Raw genomic sequence first — 20223 nt, forward strand, 5'->3', positions numbered from 1 at the left:
TTCCCGTCCACCGCGAGACCGCCTCATGCAGCGTCTGCAGGCCGTGCTTCTCCTGTGTCTGGCCTGCTGCTGGCCGGGGCTGGCCGGCGCCCTCACGCTCACGCCCGAGGAACGGGCCTGGCTGGCCGAGCACCCGAGCATCCGCCTGGGCGTAGACACCTCCTGGCCGCCATTCGAGTTCCGCGACGAACAGGGCCGCTACCAGGGACTCGCCGCCGGCTACGTCGGCCTGCTGCAGGAGCGCCTGAGCGTCAACCTGACGCCTGTCGAACCGAAGACCTGGACGCAGGTCCTGGAGCAGGCCAAGGACGGTCGGCTGGACCTGCTGCCCGGCATCATGGCTACCCCGGAGCGCCAGGAATACCTGAGCTTCACCCGTCCCTACCTGGACTTCCCGATCATCATCCTGGCACGCAAGAACGGCCCGATGCCGAAGCGCATCGACGAGCTCTACGGGCTCAAGGTCGCAGTGGTCGACCACTATGCTCCTCACGAGCTGCTGATCGCCCAGCATCCCGACCTCACCCTGCTGCCTCTGCCTTCGGTAGCAGCAGCCCTGCAGACGCTGGCCACCGGCCAGGCCGACGCCTTCGTCGGCGACTTCGCCTCCAGCGTATGGAACCTCCGCCAGCTCAAGCTCAACGGCCTGGAGATCAGCGGCGAGATGCCATACCGCTACCAACTGGCGATGGCCGTGCCGCGCGGACAACCGATCCTCGCCGGGATCGTCGACAAGGTCCTCGCCGACCTCAGCGCCGAGGAGATCGAGCAACTCCAGGCCCCCTGGGTCGGCGGCCTGCTCGACCGACGTCCGGCCTGGCGCGAGATGGCGACCTACGGCCTTCCCATCGTCCTGCTGATCCTGGTCTCGGTCGCCATACTGCTGGCCATGAACCGCCGCCTGCGCCGCGAGGTGAGTCGACGGCGGCAATTGGAACGCGAATTGCGCGACAGCGAACAGCACTACCGGGGACTGGTGGAAAGCCTGAATGCCATCGCCTGGGAAATGCGCCTCGAGGAGAACCGCTTCACCTACGTCTCGCCCCACGCCGAACGCCTGCTCGGCTATCCCCTCGGCGAATGGCTGCAGCCGGGCTTCTGGCAGCGGACCCTGCACCCCATGGACGCCGAGTACGCCATCCACTACTGCATGAGCGAAAGCCAGGCCGGACGCGACCACAGCTTCGACTACCGGATGCTCGCCGCCGACGGCCGGGTGGTCTGGATTCGCGATCTGGTCACCCCGATCACGCAAGGCCGGGACCTGCTCCTGCGCGGTCTGATGATCGACATCACCGAGGCCAAGCTCACCGAGCAGGCCATGCGCCTGTCCGAACAGAAGTTCGCTTCGGTGTTCCACCACTGCCCGGACATGGTGGTACTGGCCAACGGCGCCGACGGCCGCTTCCTCGCGGTGAACAGTACCTTCGAGCAGCAGATCGGCATCGCCGCCGACGACGCCATCGGCAAGACCGCCACCGAGCTGGACATCTGGGGACTCCCCGGCCTGGGCCCGCAGGTCCTGGAAAAACTCGGCCACGGCAACCTGACCAACCTCGAGGTGCCCCTGCGGCGCCGCAATGGCAGTACCTTCAGCGCGCTGCTCAGCGCCCAGCACGTGGCCCTCGACCAGACCCCGGCGCTGGTGGTGGTGATCCGCGACATCACCCACCTGGTGGAAACCCAGGAACTGCTGCGGATCTCCGAGGAGAAGTTCGCCAACGCCTTCCATGCCTACCCCGACGGTCTGCTGATCAGCCGCCTCGAAGACGGCACGCTGATCGACGTGAACGAAGGCTTCACCCGTCTCAGCGGCTACCACCGCGACGAGGTCATCTCCCGCTCCACGCTCGAACTCGGCCTGTGGGTCGACACCGAGGACCGCAAGCGCCTGATCTCGCTGGTACGCCACCACACCCTGACCCAGGGCTTCACCGCCCCTGTACGGGACCGCAACGGCGGTATCCGCCAGTGCGAGATGTCCGCCCACCGGATCAGCATCGATGGCGAGGACTGCGTGCTGACCATCGCCCGCGATATCACCGAGCGCCAGCTCATGCAGGAGAAGCTGCAGCAGGCCGCCACCGTCTTCGAAAGCACCGCCGAAGGCGTGATGATCACCGATACCCGCCAACGCATCACCGCGGTCAACCGCGCCTTCAGCGAGATCACCGGCTACAGCGAGCAGGAGGCGCTGGGACGCTCGCCCAGCCTGCTCTCCTCCGGACAACACGACTCCAGCTTCTACCTCGCCATGTGGAACCAGCTGGAACGCGACGGGCACTGGCAGGGCGAGATCTGGAACCGACGCAAGACCGGCGAGCTGTACCCCGAATGGCTGACCATCAGCGCGGTACACAATCCGCAGGGCGAGATCACCCACTTCGTCGGCGTCTTCGCCGATATCTCCACCCTCAAGTACGCCCAGGCCCGGCTCGACTACCAGGCCCACCACGATCCGCTCACCGGCCTGCCCAATCGCCTGCTGTTCGAAAGCCGGCTCAATCACGCCCTCGACGAGGCCCGCGAAGAGAGCCGTCCCGGCGCCGTGCTGTTCATCGACCTGGACCGCTTCAAGCACATCAACGACAGCCTCGGCCATCCCATCGGCGACCTGCTGCTCAAGGCCATCGCCGAACGCCTGCGCGACCAGTTGCGCGACGTCGATACCGTGGCCCGCCTGGGGGGCGACGAATTCATCATCCTGCTCCCCGGCCTGCACCAGGAAAGCGACGCCGAGCACGTTGCGCGCAAGCTGCTGAATGCCTTCACCGCGCCGTTCCAGGCCGACGGTCATGAATTCTTCGTCAGCGCCAGCGTCGGCATCGCCCTGTTCCCCAAGGACGGCGACGACGCCCCGACCCTGGTGAAGAACGCCGACGCCGCCATGTACCGCGCCAAGTCGCGGGGCCGCAGCCGCGTCGAGTACTACACCCGCGAACTGACCTACCTGGCCACCGAGCGCATGGCGCTGGAAACCGAACTGCGCCGCGCCCTCGAGCGCGACGAGTTGCAGCTCTACTACCAACCCAAGCTGAGCCTGGAGAGCGGCCTGCTGGTCGGCGCCGAGGCGCTGGTGCGCTGGTACCATCCGCTGTTCGGGGAAATTTCCCCGGAGCGCTTCATCCCTCTCGCCGAGGATTGCGGCCTGATCCTGCCCCTTGGCGACTGGGTGCTGGAACACGCCTGCCAGCAGATGGGCGAATGGCAAAAGCTGCACGCGCCGTTCGGCCCGCTGTCGGTCAACCTCGCCGGCGCCCAGCTCGGCCAGCCGCAACTGATCGAACGCCTCGAGCAACTGCTGGAGCAGTCCGGCCTGGAACCGTCGCGGCTGCAACTGGAAATCACCGAGAGCTTCATCATGAACCAGACCGAGGAGGCCCTCGCCGTCCTCCACGGCCTCAAGCGTCTCGGCGTACAACTGGCGATCGACGACTTCGGCACCGGCTACTCCTCGCTCAGCTACCTCAAGCGCCTGCCGCTGGACATCCTGAAGATCGACAAGTCGTTCATCCGCGGCCTCCCCGACGATCCCCACGATGCCGCCATCACCCGCGCCATCATCGCCCTCGGCCGCAGCATGCAGCTCACGGTGATCGCCGAAGGCGTGGAAACCGAAGGCCAGCAGAGCTTCCTCACCCACGAAGGCTGCGAGCAGATCCAAGGCTTCGTCCTCAGTCCGCCGCTGCCCGCCGAGCTGTTCGCCAGCAAATTCCTCAAACCGCGCCAGCCGATTGGCGCTCCCCGAGAAGCGCCGGTATAATCCGCCGACCTTCTGGGGGCCTATAGCTCAGTCGGTTAGAGCAGAGGACTCATAATCCTTTGGTCCACGGTTCGAGTCCGTGTGGGCCCACCACCTTCAAAGCCGCGCACTGCGCGGCTTCAAGCTTTTTGGTCTGTCCCGCCCCGAGTGCCTTCCAGCAGCTGGCCATCTCCCCTTACCGCGTTTTCGAGCGTGGTCAGCTCGCTGATCTTTCCGAGTGCGCTAGCCAAACGTCTGCATAAACGGAACGGCACATTGCCTGGTTGCCGCGACCACATGCGGGGCCTGCTCGCTCAGCTCAGTCGAGCGGGCCAACGGCCGCTCCAGTGTTTGCAACTGCTCGCGGATCACTTCTTTTGGCCGAGCTACATCGCAGACCTGGGCGAACTCCAGCAGCCCCTGTCGCGAGGCAAAGAGGGTCTTGTTGCCTACGACATCCAGCGCCAGTACATCTTGCGGGATATAAGCCGTGGTGTTGACGATGTCGTAGGCCGGTGCCAGGAGCAATTCGCAGCTGTGCCGGCGGCAGCTTTCCAGCACCTGCCGATAGGTCTCTACCGTTGCACCGGCGAGCCGTGCTGCAGGTCACAGGCTTTGGTATGAATCGCCCCCCACTGCGCGATCAATAGCAGGGTGGCGGCGGCAGCATCGCAAGTTTCGGCGAAGGCGAACTGGCGCTGGCGGAGCGGAATCCGGTGGACGTGGCGGCTCTGCTCGCCGCCTGAGCGTGAGAAGGCACTTATCAGGCACTTCCGAAGGCACTACCGGACGATATCGACTCCATCGCCAACGCGGTAACTTCGAAGTACCCAAACCTTCATGAAACTGCAACTTCCAACTCTATCGACAGCTCTGGAAATACATCCTCGGTATTTTCCAAGAACCCTAACCAAAGTCTGGATCGTTTCGTCACAGGAAACGCTGGAGCGCCTATTCCAGAGCGCCTAGAACAATCGGTAAAAATAAAATCAAAATAACCAGACGCAGTTCAAAAACAACCAGAACAGATAGTTTTTCCGCCTTTCCCAACATGTTCCTCTCGCCTTGACTCGTTCGATGCAGCGGATCGCCCATGCGTATTTCCGGCATTGTCCGAGGCCCATTCCCTGTTCGACGCGATACCCGGCGCACCCATAACAAGATGCCGCCCTGCACGGGCCGATAGCGCCAGTTGTGAGCCTGTCCACCACTGCATTTCCCTCACTGCAAGGAGAGAACATGAGTCGCTCACCCATCCCACGCCACCGAGCGTTGCTGGCCGGTTTCTGCCTGGCGGGCGCGCTGTCCGCCCAGGCAGCCACCCAGGAAGAAATCCTCGATGCTGCACTGATCAGCGGGGATTCCTCGCAACTGACCGACAGTCACCTGGTCGCCCTGCGCCTGCAGCAGCAGGTCGAGCGCATCCGCCAGACCCGCACCCAGTTGCTCGACGGTCTCTACCAGAACCTCAGCCAAGCTTACGACCCCGGTGCCTCCAGCCAATGGATAGTGCCAGCCAACCCGGACAACACCCTGCCCTTCCTTATCGGCGACAAGGGCCGCGTGCTCGCCAGCCTGAGCCTGGAGGCCGGCGGCCGCGGGCTGGCCTATGGCACCAACGTACTCACCCAGTTGAACGGGACCAATGCCGCCCACGCGCCGCTGCTGAAGCGGGCGGTGCAGTGGCTGGTGAACGGTGACCCGGACGCGGCCACTGCGAAGGACTTCAAGGTCAGCGTGGTCGGGGTGGACAAGACCGCCACCCTCAACGGCCTGAAGAGCGCCGGCCTGCAACCGGCGGACGCCGCCTGCAACGCGCTGACCGACGCCAGTTGCGCCAGCGCAAGCAAATTGCTGGTACTGGGCAACGGCGCCAGCGCCGCTAGCCTGAGCGCCACGGTGCGCGCACGGCTACAGGCCGGGCTGCCGATCCTCTTCGTGCACACCAGTGGCTGGAACCAGAGCAGCACCGGCCAGCAGATCCTCGCCGGCCTGGGCCTGCAGGAAGGCCCCTACGGCGGCAACTACTGGGACAAGGACACGGTGCCATCCAGCCGCACCCGTGCACGTTCGGTCGAACTGGGCAGCACCTACGGCCAGGATCCGGCGCTGGTGCAGCAGATCGTCGACGGTAGCTGGCGCACGGACTACGACTGGTCGAAATGCACCTCCTACGTCGGTCGCACCACCTGCGACGACGTGCCGGGACTGAGCGACTTCAGCAAGCGCGTCGATGTACTGAAAGGCACCCTCGACGCCTACAACCAGAAGGCGCAGAACCTCTTCGCCCTGCCCGGCACCACCTCGCTGCGGCTCTGGCTGCTGTGGGCCGACGCGGTGCGGCAGAACATCCGCTACCCGATGGACAAGGCCGCCGACACGGCGCGCTTCCAGGAAACCTTCGTCGCTGACGCCATCGTCGGCTACGTGCGCGAGGCCGGCGCGGCGCAGAAGGAGCTGGGCAGCTACGCCGGCCAGCGCCAACAGTCGATGCCGGTGTCGGGCTCGGAGGAAACCCTGACCCTCACCTTGCCGGCGGCCCAGGGTTTCACCGCCATCGGCCGCATGGCGGCGCCGGGCAAGCGCCTGAGCATCCGCATCGAAGACGCTGGCCAGGCCAGCCTGGCGGTCGGGCTGAACACCCAGCGCATCGGCTCGACGCGGCTGTGGAATACCCGCCAGTATGACCGCCCGCGCTTCCTCAAGAGTCCGGACATCAAGCTCCAGGCAAACCAGTCGGTGGCGCTGGTATCGCCCTACGGCGGCCTGTTGCAACTGGTCTACAGCGGCGCCACGCCGGGACAGACGGTAACCGTCAAGGTAACCGGTGCGGCCAGCCAACCGTTCCTCGACATCCAGCCGGGCGAGGACAGCAGCCAGGCGATTGCCGACTTCATCCAGGCGCTGGACGCCGACAAGGCCGACTGGCTGGAGATCCGCAGCGGCTCGGTGGAGGTCCACGCCAAGGTGGAGAAGGTCCGTGGCTCGATCGACAAGGACTATGGCGGCGACGTCCAGCGCTTCATCCGTGAGTTGAACGAGGTGTTCATCGACGACGCCTACACCCTGGCCGGCTTCGCCATTCCCAACCAGGCGAAGACTCCGGCAATCCAGCAGGAATGCGCGGCGCGCGGCTGGGACTGCGACAGCGAGACCCTGCACAAGCTGCCCGGCACCCAGCACATCAACGTCGACCAGTACGCCCAGTGCGGCGGCGGTTGCAGCGGCAACCCCTACGACCAGACCTGGGGTCTGAACCCGCGTGGCTGGGGCGAAAGCCATGAGCTGGGCCACAACCTGCAAGTGAATCGACTGAAGGTCTACGGTGGACGCTCGGGCGAGATCTCCAACCAGATCTTCCCGTTGCACAAGGACTGGCGCGTGCTCCGCGAGTTCGGGCAGAACCTGGACGATACGCGGGTCAACTACCGCAACGCCTACGACCTGATCGTCGCCGGGCGCGCCGAGTCCGATCCGCTGGCAGGCGTATACAAGCGCCTGTGGGAAGACCCGGGCACCTACGCGCTGAATGGCGAGCGGATGGCCTTCTATACCCAGTGGGTGCACTACTGGGCCGACCTGAAGAACGATCCGCTGCAGGGTTGGGACATCTGGACCCTGCTCTACCTGCACCAGCGCCAGGTGGACAAGTCCGACTGGGACGCCAACAAGGCCGCTCTCGGCTACGCCAGCTACGCGCAGCGCCCGGGCAACAGCGGCGACGCCAGCAGCACCGACGGCAACGACAACCTGCTGATCGGCCTGTCCTGGCTGACCCAGCGCGACCAGCGGCCGACCTTCGCGCTGTGGGGCATCCGCACCTCGGCCACGGCCCAGGCGCAGGTGGCGGCCTACGGTTTCGCCGAGCAGCCGGCGTTCTTCTATGCCAACAACCGGACCAACGAATACAGCACGGTGAAGCTTCTGGACATGAGCCAGGGGTCGCCGGCGTGGCCGTTTCCCTGAGCCGTAGATAAAGGGGGACTGGCGCGGCGCGGTGGCGCTGGCTCCGAGCCAGACCTCGCGCCGCCTTCTTCCTGAAGGGACAGGGGTTCGGCCGTGCCCGCGAGCAATGCCGTGCTTCCGGTATGCAAGGCCGAAATCCCACTCCCGCCCTACCTGCCACCCACCTGCGCAATAATGAGCCCCTTCCACCAGCAAGGACCGCTCATGACCGACCGCCTTCCCTGTCGCGCCTGCGGCCATCTCATCCTCCCGACCACGGCGGCGAGGAACGACGGACTGTGCATGCCTTGCAAGGGCGGCTACCGGCAGAACATCGAGGATGGCAAGCGTTTCCATGAGGACCGACGGCGCTACCTGGCGAGTCCGCAGACGCTGTACTGGAGCGCACTGGTGAATCGCGTCTACGACGGCCGCGAGGGATTCGCCGGGCTGTCGCCGGCCGAGCGGACCTACTACGCGGTAAGCGTGCTCAGCGGCGAAGTGCACAACGGCGGCTTCGACCAGTACTTCGGCAACTCCTCCGGCGACCACTACCAGGCGGCACGCGCGGGCCTGCGCGAATTGGAGGCGGAGGACGCCCTGGCCCTGCTGGAGCGAGCCGCCGCCCTGCTGTTCGGCGACGCTCCGGTGCCAGTCTCCCAGGCCGAACGCCAGTTGCGCATGCCGACCTGGGCCGATGAACCCGACCGCAACTGCGAAGCGGCCCTGGATGCGCTGGACACGCGCTTCTACGCCCTGGCCGATGCGCTTGGCGAACGCCTGCTGGCCCATGCCCGCCGTCATGCATTGTTCGCCCAGGACGAAACCGATGAAGCCTGAATTGGATGCCCTCGAAGCCTGGCTCGGACGACCGTTGCCGGCTGCCTTCGTCGCCGCGCTGGAGCAGCACGGCGGTCGTCTCGTCGAGCCGGGCCTGCTGCTCTACGCCGCCGACGAGTTGCTGGAACGCAACCGGACCTTCGAGACCTCTCTCTACTGCCCCGGCTACCTGGCCATAGGCGACGACAGCGGCGGTCGCGCCGTGATGATGGCGCTGGGCGGCCACCGCCAGGCGCTGTTCCTGGTCGACCATGGCGCGATGACGCCGGACTGCTTCGAACCCCTGGCACCCAACCTGGAGGCCTGGCTGGAAGCCGGGCCCTGCCTCCCCGAATGACGGAGAAACGCCCATGATTCCTTTCGGCCTCAGCCCCGAACAATTCCGCGAGCGCTACCGCCGCGACCTGCAACGCGCCGCGCCGGGCGTGATCCAGCGCCTGCGCGAGCTGCTCCGGCAACCCCTGGAGGAAGGACTGCGCGACGGCGAGATCCAACTGTTCCTCGGCGAGGACGGACGCGACGCAGCGGAAGCGTGGCTGTACCTGAGTGGCGCCAGCAACCGGGTAGACGCCAGCGACCCGCGCCTGTTTCCCGGCAAGGCGCTGGACCTGGCGCTCGGCCTGGGACATGCCCCGGATTTCGACGAAGCCTATTTCGCCGACGGCTTCGGCGGCGTCGATCTGCTCGCCGATACGCTGAAAGCCTGGTTCGCCGAGTGCTGGTGGAAGGCCGGCGGCTGGGCCTGGCCGATCCCGCTGTGGCTGCACGTACACGATGGCTTCGGCGACGGCCGTGGCATTCCCCTCACCGAACGCTGCTGAACAGGGAGACCGCGCATGGAACTGATCCGCAACCTGGACGATGCGAACATGGGCGAAGTGTATTGGCGCCTGTACCGGCGCTACATCAGCCTGTTCATCGAGAACGAGGCCGACGACGCCTACGCCTGGCGCTGCGCCCGAGCCCTCGACGAACTGGATGACGCCGTGATCGAGCGGCTTTGTGCCGCCAGCCTGCGCTACCGCGCCGCGCGCCTGGAGCGGCTGGGCGAGTCTGCGGAGACAGTCGCGCCGGCGCGCGCGGTGCTGGAACGGATCGAGCCGGGCGAGTTGATCGTGCCCGACCCGGAACAGGGCGACGAAGCGGTGATCCACCTGTCGCTGAACTGCGAATGGGACCGCGAACACGGTATGGAATGGATCATACGGGGCGGCGAGGTGCTCTACGTCGGCCCCTTCCACGGCGAAGACCCGTGGCGGGACTTCACCGCGAAGGAACCATGGAACTACGCCTGAGCAGGAGCCTCAACGCTTGGCGATGATGTACACCGCGTGGACGATGCCCGGAATGTAGCCGAGCAGGGTGAGCAGGATGTTCAGCCAGAAGGCGCCGCCGAAGCCGACTTGCAGGAACACGCCCAGCGGCGGCAGGAGGATGGCGATGAGGATGCGGATCAGGTCCATGAACGGAACTCCTTGGTCCAGGGTCGATACGGTGTCCGGCGCGTGAGCCGGCGTTTTTTCGCGTCACCCTATGACTGACTCCCGCCATTCGCGGAGGGTTCAACCGCAACGGCACTCGCCGCCTGTCACGCGCAGCGGTACGCTTGTGCCCACGCTCATGCGAGCGGCCAACCCTCAAGGAACATCCATGTCCGACCTGCCCTCGCGTCCCGCCTTCTGGCCGTACCTGCCGGGCTACGCCCTGTTGCTGCTTTCGGTGCTGCTCTGCGCCAGCGGCAGCTACCGTTTCGTCACCCCGATGGCGCTCGCCGACGGCGTCGACCTGGTCTACCTCAGCCAGGGCCTGGCGCTGCTACCGCTGGGTACCGGGCTGGTCGGCCTGCTCGCGGGCTTCCTCCTGCATGTCCGCGGGCGCTGGCTCGGCGCGCTGCTGGCGCTGCTGCCGGCGGCGCTGATCTGCGCCTGGAACCTGTACAACTATGCCGCCCACGGCGACGAGGCGTTGTCGCCGAGTTTCGCCCAATACACCCAGGCGCTGCTCGGTCTGCTGCTGCTCGGCGGCGTGCTGAGCCTGGCCGACCTGCTCCACGGCAGGCCCTCGACGCTGCTGCGCAAGGGCCTGCTGGGGCTGGGCTGGCTGGCCCTGGTGGCCTGGCTGGGGTTGCTGTTCTACCTGCAGCGCCTGTACGGCCTCACTTTTTGAACTGGTCGTAGGCTTCCAGCGCGCGCAGCGAATAGACGTAGGCGGCGCCGGCATTCAGGGAGATGGCGGTGGCCAGGGTCTGGGCGATTTCCGCCTCGCTGGCGCCGGCCTTCAGCGCGGCCTCGGTGTGTACGCCGATGCAACCGTCGCAACGGGTGGTAATGGCCACGGCGATGGAGATCAGTTCGCGGGTCTTGGCATCCAGGGCGCCCTCGGCGCTGGCCTCCTCCAGCGCGCCATAGGCGGCGAGCATCTTCGGATGTTGCTTGCCCAGGGCACCGAAGGCTTTTTTCACGGCGGGGACGAACTCGGTCCAGTTGTTCAGCATGGTGATATTCTCCGTTGCTTTCGCGCCGGGAGTGGCGCGTCGGGTTACCAGTCTCGACCAGTCTGGACCGCGCCGCCTGCCCATGCGTCTCTACTTTCGACCTGATCGGCTCATCCCATGGACCCACTCGACCGGCTCATCCAGCTCGCCAACCTGCAGGGCCGCCTCGACCAGCGCTGCCAGCTACAGGGCAGCTGGGCGCTGGAGCACCCGCAAGCGGTGCCCGGCGAGGCGACCTTCCATATCGTCATGGCCGGCACCTGCTATTGCGAATTCCTCGATGGTGGTCGCCTCGACCTGCATCCCGGCGACCTGCTCCTGTTGCCACGCGGCACCCCACACCTGCTGCGCAGCGACAGCCCGGCGCAACCCTGCGACCCCACCGTGGAGCACCGCGGCAGCATCCCGCTGTACCAGTTGAACGGTCCCGGAGAAGCCCTCGACATGCTCTGCGGCAGCTACCGCTATCACGCCGGCGCCAGCCTGTTCGGCGCACTCCCCGAGCGCCTGCTGGTGCATATGGACGAGTCGACCCAGCAGCCCCTGCGCGCGCTGATCGGGCTGATGCGCGAGGAAGCCGAGAGCACCCGCAGCGGCGCCCGCTCGATCATCGACGCGCTGGCCACCGCGCTGTTCGCCCTGGCCCTGCGCGCCTACCTGGACCGCCAACCGCTGGGCGACGGCCTGTTCGGCCTGCTGGGCGACGCCCGCCTGGGACGAGCCCTGCGGGCCATGCTGGAGCGCCCGGAGCATGCCTGGACCCTGGAACAGCTTGCCCAGCAGGCGGCGATGTCGCGGGCCAGTTTCGTCCGCGCCTTCTCCGCCCTCGGCGGGACCTCGCCGTGGAACCTGCTGACCCGCATCCGCATGGAAAAGGCCCGCGGCCTGCTGCGACAAACGCAGAAGAGCCTGCTGGATATCGCCGCCGAGACCGGCTACCAGTCGGAGGCGGCGTTTTCCCGCAATTTCCGCCAGGCCTTCGGCGAATCGCCGGGCCGTTTCCGCCGCCAGGCCAACTCCGCTCGCTGAAAGCGCTACCGGCGCACATTTCGGCGATCCGGTGCTATGCAAAGCGAATGATTTTCGCAACATCCTGTACGAATTCACTGACAGTACGGCTACACTGTGCTTTCCCGGCAAGGAGGCGCGGGGGTACTTGTCGCGGCACCCACTCTCCCGCTTTACCAGTACGCCCAGGAGGCAAACATGGAATGGTTTCTGAAATGCGTGAAGGAACACTACTTCGACTTCAACGGGCGTGCCCGTCGCAAGGAATACTGGATGTTCACCCTGGTGAACATCATCATCTCCGTCGCGCTGAGCGTCGTGCTCGGCCTGATCAGTGAAAAGCTCCTGCCGATCGCCAATCTCTACTCGCTCGCCGTGCTGCTGCCGGCCCTGGGCGTCACCGCCCGGCGTCTGCACGACATCAACAAGAGCGGCTGGTGGATGCTGATCGCGCTGATCCCGATCGTCGGCCTGTACCTGATCTACCTGCTGGCCAAGGACAGCGACGCCGGCCAGAACCAGTACGGCCAGAACCCGAAAGGCATCGCCTGATTCCTTCCCGCCGGGCCGCACGGCCCGGCGTTCTCCCTCTCCCTGTTTCCCTTCCCGCCCCTGACCGGGGTTAGAATGCCTCGCTCCCACTCCGGCGCCCTGCGCCAACGCCCGCAGCGAGGTAGCCCATGCCCCATCCCATCGACGCACTGATTTCCGACTGCGACGGCGTCCTGGTCGACAGCGAGGTCATCGCCGAGCGCGTGATGTACGAGGCGCTCGGCGCCTACGCGCCGCTGGAGGAGCTGCAGCGCCTGCTGGAAGGCACCTTCGGCCTGACCAGCCGCGACATCCTCGATCGCGTCGAGAAGCACTTCGGCCTGCGCATCCCCGACAGCTTCAACCGTGAGGTGCGCCAGCGCAGCGAGGAAATGGTCGCCCAGGTCCAACCCATTCCCGGCGCACGCGAGGCGCTGCTGGCCCTGGACCTGCCCGTCGCGGTGGCCTCCAATAGCCGTCGCCACAGCCTGGAGCGCTCGCTGGCGCGCGCCGGACTGACAGAACTGATCGGCGAACGCCTGGCCAGCGCCGATATGGTCGCCCTGCCCAAGCCCGCGCCCGACGTCTACCTGCACGCCGCCAGCCTGCTCGGCGTCGCCCCCGAGCGTTGCCTGGTGGTGGAAGACAGCAGCACCGGCACCCGCGCCGCCCTCGCCGCGGGGATGCGGGTGATCGGCTTCGTCGGCGCCGGGCACATTCCCGCCGGGCACGCCGAGGTACTGCGCGAGCTGGGCGCCATCGCCATCGTCGAGCACATGCGCGAACTGCCGGAGACGGTGGCGCGCCTGCGCCGGACAGTCTGAGTCAGGGCTGCCCGCAGAGGGTTGCGAACAAGGCTCCCGTTCCCGTCAGCACGAAGAAGGTCCAGTGGAAGGGCACGGCAAGATTCAAGCGCTGGATCGCCGCGACTATCCGGCAAACGCCCCCCAGAACAGCCAAGAGAATCCGCATCAGCGCCTCTCCCAACGTTCTCGCCGAGGAAAAGACTCGGAGCAGGCAATGCAAAAGCGTGCAAAGAAGCAGCGCAAGCAGGGCAACGAGCCACAGCACAAGCTTGCCGATGGCGCTTCTCCACTCCTCGTAGAAGAAGTCGACCATGGAGTCGACCGCCCGTAGCACCCTGCTGTTGGCACTGGGGTTCGCCGGTTTCACTCCGTCCGCCCATATGAGCCGCTGGATGAATTGATAGAACAGCTTGTCGCTTGGTTGGGAAATGGACAATGCGTCGATCATTGCGCGCAGTACCAGGCGCGCCTGCATCCCCAGGAAGATCATGTATGGACCGCTGAAGGCAATGATGAAAACGACGCCCCAATACAGTTTCAGATAGGCTGGCAGGTTGTCGACAAACTCGAAATAGCCCTGCCTGTCAGCCCCCAGGGTAATGATGAGCGTGGCGATGACCGCAATGAGCGCAGCCAACAGCGTGACCAGACGAGCAAGGTCCCGGGGAGGCAGAAAGAATCGCAGCATCACTGCGCCGTCGATATCCTTCGCGGCCTTCGAATTCACCTCCTTCCAGAGGCGCCAGTTCTCCACCAGATCGCCAGCCAGGCAGCGGAGGTTACCGCCATAGGCCCGGTACCGCAGCCGGAACCATTGCCGTTCGTAGAGGGAAAGCTGGACGTAGCGACTGCTCTCGGCGGAGCGCTCGAAGCCTCCCAGGTTCTCCACATTGCGACAGCGCGTATCGACGACGATATCGCCTATCCGTAGCGCAGCGATCAGAAAGGGGAACAGATAGAAAGGGAGCAGACTCCTGGCTTCGTAGAGGTACTGTCCGGAGTGGCAATACAAGTCCCAGAACATCGTGATCAACACGAAGAAGAAATACAGCAGGGGAACCCAGTAGTCCCTGTGTTTCAGCAATTGAAAGAATGGCGCCCGGATAAAGATCCGGTAGTGTTCCCCCACGTCCTCATACAGATCCTGCACCGAACGTTGCGAAGCGCTTCCCATCGAGAGTTCATCCTTGTAACAGCCGCTAGAGACTCTTCCAGGTCAGGTACACCCGCAGGTCGAACTCAAGTTGGTGGTAGTCCGGCAGCATGTACTGGCAGAGCTGGTAGAACGCCTTGTTGTGCTCGCTTTCCTTCAGGTGGGCGAGTTCGTGGACGACGATCATCCGCAGGAACTCCGGGGCCGCGTCCTTGAACAGGGAAGCCACGCGGATTTCCTTCTTCGCCTTGAGCTTGCCGCCCTGCACCCGCGAGATCGCGGTGTGCAGGCCGAGGGCACGCTGGACCACGTCGAGCTTGTTGTCGTAGAGCACCTTGTCCAGGCCCGGCGCGTTGCGCAGGTGTTCCTGCTTGAGGTTCATGGTGTAGGCGTACAGCGCCTTGTCGCTCTGCACATCGTGACGCCCCGGGTAGCGGCGCTCGAGGTACTCGCCCAGGCGGTTCTCGGCGATCAGCTGGCGAACCTGGTCCTGCAGCGATGCGGGATAAGCCTGGAGGTACTTGAGGGGGATCATGCGCGGGTCCGGCGGTTCGCGGAAAACGCCCAGTGTACCGCGTCGGGAGCTCCGGCGGCCGGCCGGCGCTTCGGGTAAGATGCGCGCCGTTTCCGATGAGCGGGGTGGGACAGTGGCAAGTACAGATGTGCTGATCGTTGGCGCCGGGGCGGCCGGGCTGATGTGTGCGATGACGGCGGCCGGACGCGGGCGCCGCGTGCGGGTGCTCGACCACGCCAACAAGGCCGGCAAGAAGATCCTCATGTCCGGTGGCGGGCGCTGCAATTTCACCAACCTGTACACCGAGCCGGCCAACTTCCTTTCGCGCAACCCGCACTTCTGCAAGTCGGCGCTGGCCCGCTACACCCAGTGGGACTTCATCGGCCTGGTGGCCAAGCACCAGGTGCCCTACCACGAGAAGAAACTCGGCCAGCTGTTCTGCGACAACAAGTCCAGCGACATCCTCGAGATGCTGCTGCGCGAATGCGCCGAGGCCGGAGCGGAAATCCTGCTGGACACCTCGATCGAAGAGATCGCCCGCGACGACGCCGGCTACCGCCTGCGTACCAGCGCCGGCGAGATGCGCTGCGAGTCGCTGGTGATCGCCAGCGGCGGCCTGTCGATCCCGACCCTCGGCGCCAGCGGTTTCGGCTACCAGGTGGCGCGTCAGTTCGGCCACGAGGTGCTGCCGACCCGCGCCGGGCTGGTGCCGTTCACCATCACCGACCAACTGAAGGAGCTGTGCGCCGAGCTTTCCGGCACCTCGGTGGATTGCCGGGTGAGCTGCAACGGCCAGGTGTTCCGCGAGAACCTGCTGTTCACCCATCGCGGCCTCAGCGGCCCGGCGATGTTGCAGATTTCCTCCTACTGGCAACCGGGCGATACCCTGGAAATCGACCTGCTGCCGGACCACGACGCCAGCGAATGGCTGGCGCAGCAACAGCGCGAGCGTCCCAACAGCGAGCTGAAGACCCTGCTCGCCGAGTTGTTCACCAAGAAGCTCGCCGGACTGCTGGCCGACCGCTGGTTCGTCTCCAAGCCGATGAAACAGTACACCCCGACCGAACTGGCGGGTCTCGCCGGGCAGCTTTCGGCCTGGCGGGTCACGCCCTCGGGCACCGAGGGCTACCGCACCGCGGAAGTGACCCTGGGTGGGGTGAGCACCGACGAAGTGTCGTCGAAGACCATGGAGTCGCAGCGCTCGCCGGGGCTGTATTTCGTCGGCGAAGTACTGGACGTCAGCGGCCACCTCGGCGGCTTCAACTTCCAGTGGGCCTGGGCCTCGGGTTATGCGGCGGGACAGTACGCCTAGCGCGCCTCGGCCAGATAGGCCTCGGTGCGATAGGGCAGCGCTACCTGCTCCTTCCCCTTGAGCGCCGGGTGGCTGGCGACCAGCTCGCGCAATTGCGCCGCCACGGCGTTCTTTTCCGTCTCCGGCAAGGCGGCGATGAAGCTCACCGAAAGGAAGCGCGAGACGATCACCTGCTCCGGCGGGCCGACATGCTCGTAGGTGAAGGTGGACAATCGCAGCGGTCCGAAGGGCGCGCGCTCGAACGGCCGACGCCAGTCGCCCTTGTAGAAACGCGGCGCATCGCCTTCGTAGGGGGTGATGATGCGGGTGATCTCGGCGACCCAGTCCAGCGACTCGTCACGCACGTTCCACACCAGCCCCAGCCTGCCTTCCGCCGTCAGCACGCGGCGCATTTCCTCCAGCGCCTCCACGGTGGCGAACCAATGGAAGGCCTGTGCGCATACCAGGGCGTCGGCGAAGCCGTTGGCCAGCGGAATCGACTGGGCGCTACCGGCCAGCGCCTGGACCTGCGGCAAGGCTTCGGCGAGCTGGGCGCGCATCGCATCCACCGGTTCCACCGCGACCACCCGCGCGCCGGTACGGGCCAGCAGGCGGGTGAACTTGCCGGTACCGGCGCCGAGATCCACCGCGACGGTCTGCGGACGCAGGCCAAGGGCATCGCGCAACCAGTCGGAGAGCGCTTCCGGATACTCGGGCCGGCCCTGGGCGTAACGCTGGGCCTCGGCGCTGAAACCTTGCTGGGCGGCGCTGTGTACGGACGACATGAGGGACCTCCTGGGCGGCAGGGAAAGCCCGAGGTATAGCACAGCGGTTTTCCCTCGAATTCCCGACGAAAGGTTCGAAGCCTTGCGTGGCGTGCCTCGCAGCCATTGGTCAGGGGCTTCGTGGACCTTTCGGGGAAGAGGCTATTGTCGATCCGAAGGCCCACCCGACGACCAGGGTAAAGCATCCCGGCACACGCCGGTGTCCCCGCCACAACCAGGAGTCAGCCATGAGCAGCGAAGTCAGCGCCATCCGCCAATTGATCGAAGACTGGCGAGCCGCCGTCCGCGCCAGCGATGTTCCGCGCATCGTCTCGTACTACGCGGAGGACATCGTCGCCTTCGACGCCATCCTGCAATTGCAATTCAAGGGGCGCGACGCCTACCAGAAGCACTGGCAGGCCTGCACCGAGATGTGCAAAGGACCGATGACCTTCGATATCGCCGAACTGCAGATCCATGCCGAGCCGCAGGTCGCCTTCGCCCACTACCTCTGCCACTGCGGCGGCACCGGCCCGGACGGCCAGCCGCACTCCTCGTGGATGCGGGTCAGCGCCGGCTACCGCAAGCAAGGCGACGGCTGGAAAGTGATCCACGAGCATTTCTCGGCGCCGTTCGACATGGACGGCAAGGCGCTGTTCGACCTGCAGCCCTGACTCAGCGCCGCGCGGCGGTCGCCGCCGGGTCGACGCAGCGTTTCACTGCGCGTGGGCTGAGCAGCGAGCAAGGCTTGCCGGCCAGGTAGCTGCGGTAGACCCTCAGCAGCGTAGCCTGGCTGTAGCGGCAGCCCTTGCCGCTCTTGCGCAGGCAGGGGCTCTCGAACTCGAAGCGACCGTTGACCGGCTCGGCCAGTTGGATGCGCAACGCCGGCCAGGTGGAGCGTTGCGGCGCCGGCGGGGTTTCCAGTCGGCGACCGTCGCGCACCACCAGTTCGCCGCCGGCCTCTGCATAGTCGAAGACGAACAGCAGGGTGCGCGAAGTCTTGGTCGTGCAGTCGCTGCGCGCCAGGCAATCCTGCGGATCGGCGGGATCGCGCGCTACGCTCGGCGACGCGGCCTCCTCGACGTCGCGGGACGGCGCGTGCAGACCAGCACAACCGGCCAGCAGCAGGAACGGCAGGGTCAGGAGCCAGCGGCACATCGGATTTCCCCGGGGCGGATGTGCAAGAGCCCCCGACCAGCGGGGCTCCCGTTCGAACGAAGGCGCTTAGTTGACCTTCGGATCCAGCTCGCCGCGGGCGTAGCGCTGGAACATGCCTTCCAGGGAGATCGGCTTGATCTTGGAAGCGTTGCCGGCGGTGCCGAAGGCTTCGTAGCGGGCGATGCAGATGTCGCGCATGGCCTCGACGGTCTTGGAGAAGTACTTGCGCGGGTCGAACTCGCTCGGGTTCTGCGCCAGGAAGCGACGGATGGCACCGGTGGAAGCCAGGCGCAGGTCGGTGTCGATGTTCACCTTGCGCACGCCGTACTTGATGCCCTCGACGATTTCCTCGACCGGCACGCCGTAGGTCTCTTTGATCTCGCCGCCGTACTCGTTGATGATCGCCAGCCAGTCCTGCGGTACCGAGGAAGAGCCGTGCATCACCAAATGGGTGTCCGGGATGCGCGCGTGGATTTCCTTGATGCGCTGGATCGACAGGGTGTCCCCGGTCGGCGGCTTGGTGAACTTGTAGGCGCCGTGGCTGGTGCCGATGGCGATGGCCAGGGCATCGACCTTGGTCTTCTTCACGAAGTCGGCGGCTTCTTCCGGGTCGGTCAGCAACTGGCTGTGGTCCAGCACGCCTTCCGCGCCGACGCCGTCTTCCTCGCCGGCCATGCCGGTTTCCAGGGAACCCAGGCAGCCCAGCTCGCCTTCCACGGACACGCCGCAGGCATGGGCGAACGCCACGGTCTGCTGGGTCACGCGGACGTTGTAGTCGTAGTCGGCAGGGGTCTTGCCGTCTTCACGCAGGGAGCCGTCCATCATCACCGAGCTGAAGCCCAGCTGGATGGAACGCTGGCAGACGTCGGGACTGGTGCCGTGATCCTGGTGCATGACCACCGGGATGTGCGGGAATTCTTCGATCGCGGCGAGGATCAGGTGGCGCAGGAAGGGCGCGCCGGCGTATTTGCGAGCACCGGCGGAAGCCTGGACGATCACGGGCGAATCGGTCTTGTCGGCCGCTTCCATGATGGCGCGCATCTGCTCGAGGTTGTTGACGTTGAAGGCCGGCACGCCGTAGCCGAATTCGGCGGCGTGATCCAGCATCTGGCGCATGCTGATGAGTGCCATGGTTCTCGTATCTCCCAATCGCGGGGTCGTTCAGTGATTCAGAAGCCTGCCGCAGGGGCAGGCCCGGTTCAAGTTCCTTGCGAGGAGCGGTCGCGGCGCCGCGCCCCTGCCGGCGCGACTCAGCGCGCCTTGCAACCGCGACCGATGAGGTCGTCGGTTTCGACCCAGTACACCAGGCCTTCGTCGTTCTCCAGGTGGAAGCCCAGGCGTCCGTCGCTATAGAAAGCGCCGACGGCCGCAGGTTCCTGCTCCAGATGGTGGACCACGTCGTCCTCGTCCTTCAGGCGCAGGTCGACGATGTTCTTGCTGCCGTCGATATAGCGCCATTCGATCACCGCCTTGCTGTCGCAGGTCCAGCGGGTCCAGTCCTTGCCGCCCGGCTTGCCGGAGGAGCCGGAGCAGCCGGCCAGCAGCGCCGCGGCGGCGAAGCCGCCGAACAGGGCGATACGCGAGTAGTTCATGTCCATCCTCCATCCGTGCGGAACGCTCCACCGCACCTCGCCGGGCCGCAAGCGGCCCGCGCGGCGGCCGGCTGGCCTTGCCTGTCACAGGAAAGGCGCAATGCTACTGCGTACGCTGGCGAATCCCCAGCCCTTTCCGTAGAAACTGGCAGAAAAGCACTACGGGCATTCCACCGGCTTTTGTCCGGCGGTCGGATCGCCGCTGCTCTGCTGCTCGACCCGCTGGCGGTTCTGCTCGGTCGGCACCATCACGTCCGGCGGACTGATCACCTCGCAGGTGCTCGGGCGTCGACCGCCATCGCCGCTACAGGCGGCCAGGCCCAGGCAGAGCATCAGGAGTGGCAAGGTTACGGAACGCATGGGGCACCTCCTTTTTTCGTCGTCC

The 20223-nt window shown here is 65.8% G+C and carries 22 protein-coding genes, 1 tRNA gene and 1 pseudogene; 13 read left to right on the top strand and 11 right to left on the bottom strand.

Translation table 11 applies throughout. From position 1 onward, the window contains the following. The first annotated feature begins 25 nt into the window (after positions 1-25). Positions 26-3763: an EAL domain-containing protein gene (locus HMPREF2886_RS12345; RefSeq protein WP_070747440.1), complete on the top strand. Its 3738-nt coding sequence runs from the start codon at positions 26-28 to the stop codon at positions 3761-3763. Positions 3764-3779: 16 nt separating this feature from the next. Beyond that, a tRNA-Ile gene (locus HMPREF2886_RS12350) sits at positions 3780-3856 on the top strand. 129 nt (positions 3857-3985) lie between these two features. On the opposite strand, the pseudogene HMPREF2886_RS12355 reads toward HMPREF2886_RS12350, so the two are convergent. Next, positions 3986-4264 (bottom strand): annotated as a pseudogene (locus HMPREF2886_RS12355) (type II toxin-antitoxin system HipA family toxin); the annotation flags it as partial. A 429-nt stretch (positions 4265-4693) separates the two neighbouring features. Next, entirely contained in the window at positions 4694-4837 is a 144-nt protein-coding gene (locus HMPREF2886_RS34610; RefSeq protein ID WP_160330143.1) for a hypothetical protein, read from the bottom strand. Between the two features lie 99 nt (positions 4838-4936). Here HMPREF2886_RS34610 and impA point away from each other — a divergent pair, with 99 nt between their 5' ends. The 5 genes from impA to HMPREF2886_RS12380 all read left to right on the top strand — a co-directional run bounded on the left by impA (position 4937) and on the right by HMPREF2886_RS12380 (position 9822). Next, positions 4937-7708, top strand: coding sequence for an ImpA family metalloprotease (gene impA, locus HMPREF2886_RS12360; RefSeq protein ID WP_083318549.1), 2772 nt, complete (start codon positions 4937-4939; stop codon positions 7706-7708). A 204-nt stretch (positions 7709-7912) separates the two neighbouring features. Next, positions 7913-8527, top strand: a complete 615-nt coding sequence (locus tag HMPREF2886_RS12365) for a DMP19 family protein (protein ID WP_033969998.1) — start codon at positions 7913-7915, stop codon at positions 8525-8527. Then, entirely contained in the window at positions 8517-8864 is a 348-nt protein-coding gene (locus tag HMPREF2886_RS12370) for an SMI1/KNR4 family protein (RefSeq protein WP_033969999.1), read from the top strand. The genes HMPREF2886_RS12365 and HMPREF2886_RS12370 overlap by 11 nt, the downstream gene beginning before the upstream one ends. Before the next feature lie 13 nt (positions 8865-8877). Then, on the top strand, positions 8878-9348 hold the full coding sequence (locus tag HMPREF2886_RS12375; protein ID WP_033970001.1) for a hypothetical protein: 471 nt from the start codon (positions 8878-8880) through the stop codon (positions 9346-9348). Positions 9349-9363: 15 nt separating this feature from the next. Then, on the top strand, positions 9364-9822 hold the full coding sequence (locus tag HMPREF2886_RS12380) for a DUF6985 domain-containing protein (protein ID WP_033970002.1): 459 nt from the start codon (positions 9364-9366) through the stop codon (positions 9820-9822). 9 nt (positions 9823-9831) lie between these two features. On the opposite strand, the gene HMPREF2886_RS12385 is transcribed toward HMPREF2886_RS12380, so the two are convergent. Beyond that, entirely contained in the window at positions 9832-9990 is a 159-nt protein-coding gene (locus HMPREF2886_RS12385; RefSeq protein WP_003084988.1) for a YqaE/Pmp3 family membrane protein, read from the bottom strand. A gap of 187 nt (positions 9991-10177) precedes the next feature. On the opposite strand from HMPREF2886_RS12385, the gene HMPREF2886_RS12390 reads away from it, so the two are divergent. Next, positions 10178-10693, top strand: a complete 516-nt coding sequence (locus HMPREF2886_RS12390) for a hypothetical protein (protein WP_033977993.1) — start codon at positions 10178-10180, stop codon at positions 10691-10693. Here the strand turns inward: HMPREF2886_RS12390 and HMPREF2886_RS12395 are convergent. After that, complete coding sequence (locus HMPREF2886_RS12395; RefSeq protein WP_003084980.1) at positions 10683-11021, bottom strand: carboxymuconolactone decarboxylase family protein; 339 nt, start codon at positions 11019-11021, stop codon at positions 10683-10685. The genes HMPREF2886_RS12390 and HMPREF2886_RS12395 overlap by 11 nt on opposite strands. A 117-nt stretch (positions 11022-11138) precedes the next feature. Here HMPREF2886_RS12395 and HMPREF2886_RS12400 point away from each other — a divergent pair, with 117 nt between their 5' ends. The 3 genes from HMPREF2886_RS12400 (at position 11139) to HMPREF2886_RS12410 (ending at position 13384) form a co-directional block, all read left to right on the top strand. Next, positions 11139-12050, top strand: coding sequence for a cupin domain-containing protein (locus HMPREF2886_RS12400; RefSeq protein ID WP_070747446.1), 912 nt, complete (start codon positions 11139-11141; stop codon positions 12048-12050). A gap of 177 nt (positions 12051-12227) precedes the next feature. Further along, the gene (locus tag HMPREF2886_RS12405) at positions 12228-12581 is read left to right on the top strand and encodes a DUF805 domain-containing protein (RefSeq protein ID WP_003084974.1); all 354 of its coding nucleotides are present in this window, start codon (positions 12228-12230) and stop codon (positions 12579-12581) included. A 128-nt stretch (positions 12582-12709) separates the two neighbouring features. Continuing rightward, positions 12710-13384, top strand: coding sequence for an HAD family hydrolase (locus tag HMPREF2886_RS12410; RefSeq protein WP_033977995.1), 675 nt, complete (start codon positions 12710-12712; stop codon positions 13382-13384). A 1-nt stretch (position 13385) separates the two neighbouring features. Here HMPREF2886_RS12410 and HMPREF2886_RS12415 read toward each other — a convergent pair whose 3' ends face one another. Continuing rightward, positions 13386-14540: a hypothetical protein gene (locus tag HMPREF2886_RS12415; protein WP_058017994.1), complete on the bottom strand. Its 1155-nt coding sequence runs from the start codon at positions 14538-14540 to the stop codon at positions 13386-13388. A gap of 25 nt (positions 14541-14565) precedes the next feature. Next, positions 14566-15054 carry a M48 metallopeptidase family protein gene (locus tag HMPREF2886_RS12420; protein ID WP_003084971.1) on the bottom strand — a complete coding sequence of 163 codons (489 nt, stop codon included), beginning with the start codon at positions 15052-15054 and terminating at the stop codon, positions 14566-14568. 112 nt (positions 15055-15166) lie between these two features. Here HMPREF2886_RS12420 and HMPREF2886_RS12425 point away from each other — a divergent pair, with 112 nt between their 5' ends. After that, positions 15167-16345, top strand: coding sequence for a BaiN/RdsA family NAD(P)/FAD-dependent oxidoreductase (locus HMPREF2886_RS12425; RefSeq protein ID WP_057387816.1), 1179 nt, complete (start codon positions 15167-15169; stop codon positions 16343-16345). Here the strand turns inward: HMPREF2886_RS12425 and HMPREF2886_RS12430 are convergent. Continuing rightward, a complete protein-coding gene (locus HMPREF2886_RS12430) occupies positions 16342-17109 on the bottom strand; it encodes a class I SAM-dependent methyltransferase (protein ID WP_070747448.1) in 768 nt (255 codons plus the stop codon). The genes HMPREF2886_RS12425 and HMPREF2886_RS12430 overlap by 4 nt on opposite strands. Before the next feature lie 227 nt (positions 17110-17336). On the opposite strand from HMPREF2886_RS12430, the gene HMPREF2886_RS12435 reads away from it, so the two are divergent. After that, positions 17337-17762 carry a YybH family protein gene (locus HMPREF2886_RS12435; RefSeq protein ID WP_033970013.1) on the top strand — a complete coding sequence of 142 codons (426 nt, stop codon included), beginning with the start codon at positions 17337-17339 and terminating at the stop codon, positions 17760-17762. 1 nt (position 17763) lies between these two features. On the opposite strand, the gene HMPREF2886_RS12440 is transcribed toward HMPREF2886_RS12435, so the two are convergent. From HMPREF2886_RS12440 to HMPREF2886_RS12455, 4 genes are all read right to left on the bottom strand, one after another. Next, positions 17764-18246, bottom strand: a complete 483-nt coding sequence (locus HMPREF2886_RS12440; protein ID WP_070747451.1) for a hypothetical protein — start codon at positions 18244-18246, stop codon at positions 17764-17766. A gap of 66 nt (positions 18247-18312) precedes the next feature. Continuing rightward, complete coding sequence (gene fba, locus HMPREF2886_RS12445; protein ID WP_003084964.1) at positions 18313-19377, bottom strand: class II fructose-bisphosphate aldolase; 1065 nt, start codon at positions 19375-19377, stop codon at positions 18313-18315. Positions 19378-19496: 119 nt separating this feature from the next. Next, positions 19497-19838, bottom strand: coding sequence for an MliC family protein (locus tag HMPREF2886_RS12450; RefSeq protein WP_033970016.1), 342 nt, complete (start codon positions 19836-19838; stop codon positions 19497-19499). 159 nt (positions 19839-19997) lie between these two features. Beyond that, positions 19998-20198, bottom strand: a complete 201-nt coding sequence (locus HMPREF2886_RS12455) for a hypothetical protein (RefSeq protein ID WP_024915751.1) — start codon at positions 20196-20198, stop codon at positions 19998-20000. Positions 20199-20223 lie beyond the last annotated feature (25 nt).

It is taken from the genome of Pseudomonas sp. HMSC066A08 (genome assembly GCF_001813025.1).
Taxonomy (GTDB): Bacteria; Pseudomonadota; Gammaproteobacteria; order Pseudomonadales; family Pseudomonadaceae; genus Pseudomonas; species Pseudomonas aeruginosa.

Excerpts from the sequence above, each read along its gene's own strand:
- HMPREF2886_RS12365 (WP_033969998.1), top strand. The coding sequence starts at position 7,913 with ATGACCGACCGCCTTCCCTGTCGCGCCTGCGGCCATCTCATCCTCCCG.
- HMPREF2886_RS12405 (WP_003084974.1), top strand. The coding sequence starts at position 12,228 with ATGGAATGGTTTCTGAAATGCGTGAAGGAACACTACTTCGACTTCAAC.
- fba (WP_003084964.1), bottom strand. The coding sequence starts at position 19,377 with ATGGCACTCATCAGCATGCGCCAGATGCTGGATCACGCCGCCGAATTC.
- HMPREF2886_RS12345 (WP_070747440.1), top strand. The coding sequence starts at position 26 with ATGCAGCGTCTGCAGGCCGTGCTTCTCCTGTGTCTGGCCTGCTGCTGG.
- HMPREF2886_RS12390 (WP_033977993.1), top strand. The coding sequence starts at position 10,178 with ATGTCCGACCTGCCCTCGCGTCCCGCCTTCTGGCCGTACCTGCCGGGC.
- HMPREF2886_RS12375 (WP_033970001.1), top strand. The coding sequence starts at position 8,878 with ATGATTCCTTTCGGCCTCAGCCCCGAACAATTCCGCGAGCGCTACCGC.
- HMPREF2886_RS34610 (WP_160330143.1), bottom strand. The coding sequence starts at position 4,837 with ATGGGCGATCCGCTGCATCGAACGAGTCAAGGCGAGAGGAACATGTTG.
- HMPREF2886_RS12435 (WP_033970013.1), top strand. The coding sequence starts at position 17,337 with ATGAGCAGCGAAGTCAGCGCCATCCGCCAATTGATCGAAGACTGGCGA.
- HMPREF2886_RS12420 (WP_003084971.1), bottom strand. The coding sequence starts at position 15,054 with ATGATCCCCCTCAAGTACCTCCAGGCTTATCCCGCATCGCTGCAGGAC.
- HMPREF2886_RS12370 (WP_033969999.1), top strand. The coding sequence starts at position 8,517 with ATGAAGCCTGAATTGGATGCCCTCGAAGCCTGGCTCGGACGACCGTTG.
- HMPREF2886_RS12450 (WP_033970016.1), bottom strand. The coding sequence starts at position 19,838 with ATGAACTACTCGCGTATCGCCCTGTTCGGCGGCTTCGCCGCCGCGGCG.
- HMPREF2886_RS12395 (WP_003084980.1), bottom strand. The coding sequence starts at position 11,021 with ATGCTGAACAACTGGACCGAGTTCGTCCCCGCCGTGAAAAAAGCCTTC.
- HMPREF2886_RS12380 (WP_033970002.1), top strand. The coding sequence starts at position 9,364 with ATGGAACTGATCCGCAACCTGGACGATGCGAACATGGGCGAAGTGTAT.
- HMPREF2886_RS12385 (WP_003084988.1), bottom strand. The coding sequence starts at position 9,990 with ATGGACCTGATCCGCATCCTCATCGCCATCCTCCTGCCGCCGCTGGGC.
- HMPREF2886_RS12415 (WP_058017994.1), bottom strand. The coding sequence starts at position 14,540 with ATGGGAAGCGCTTCGCAACGTTCGGTGCAGGATCTGTATGAGGACGTG.
- HMPREF2886_RS12455 (WP_024915751.1), bottom strand. The coding sequence starts at position 20,198 with ATGCGTTCCGTAACCTTGCCACTCCTGATGCTCTGCCTGGGCCTGGCC.
- HMPREF2886_RS12410 (WP_033977995.1), top strand. The coding sequence starts at position 12,710 with ATGCCCCATCCCATCGACGCACTGATTTCCGACTGCGACGGCGTCCTG.
- HMPREF2886_RS12440 (WP_070747451.1), bottom strand. The coding sequence starts at position 18,246 with ATGTGCCGCTGGCTCCTGACCCTGCCGTTCCTGCTGCTGGCCGGTTGT.
- HMPREF2886_RS12400 (WP_070747446.1), top strand. The coding sequence starts at position 11,139 with ATGGACCCACTCGACCGGCTCATCCAGCTCGCCAACCTGCAGGGCCGC.
- HMPREF2886_RS12430 (WP_070747448.1), bottom strand. The coding sequence starts at position 17,109 with ATGTCGTCCGTACACAGCGCCGCCCAGCAAGGTTTCAGCGCCGAGGCC.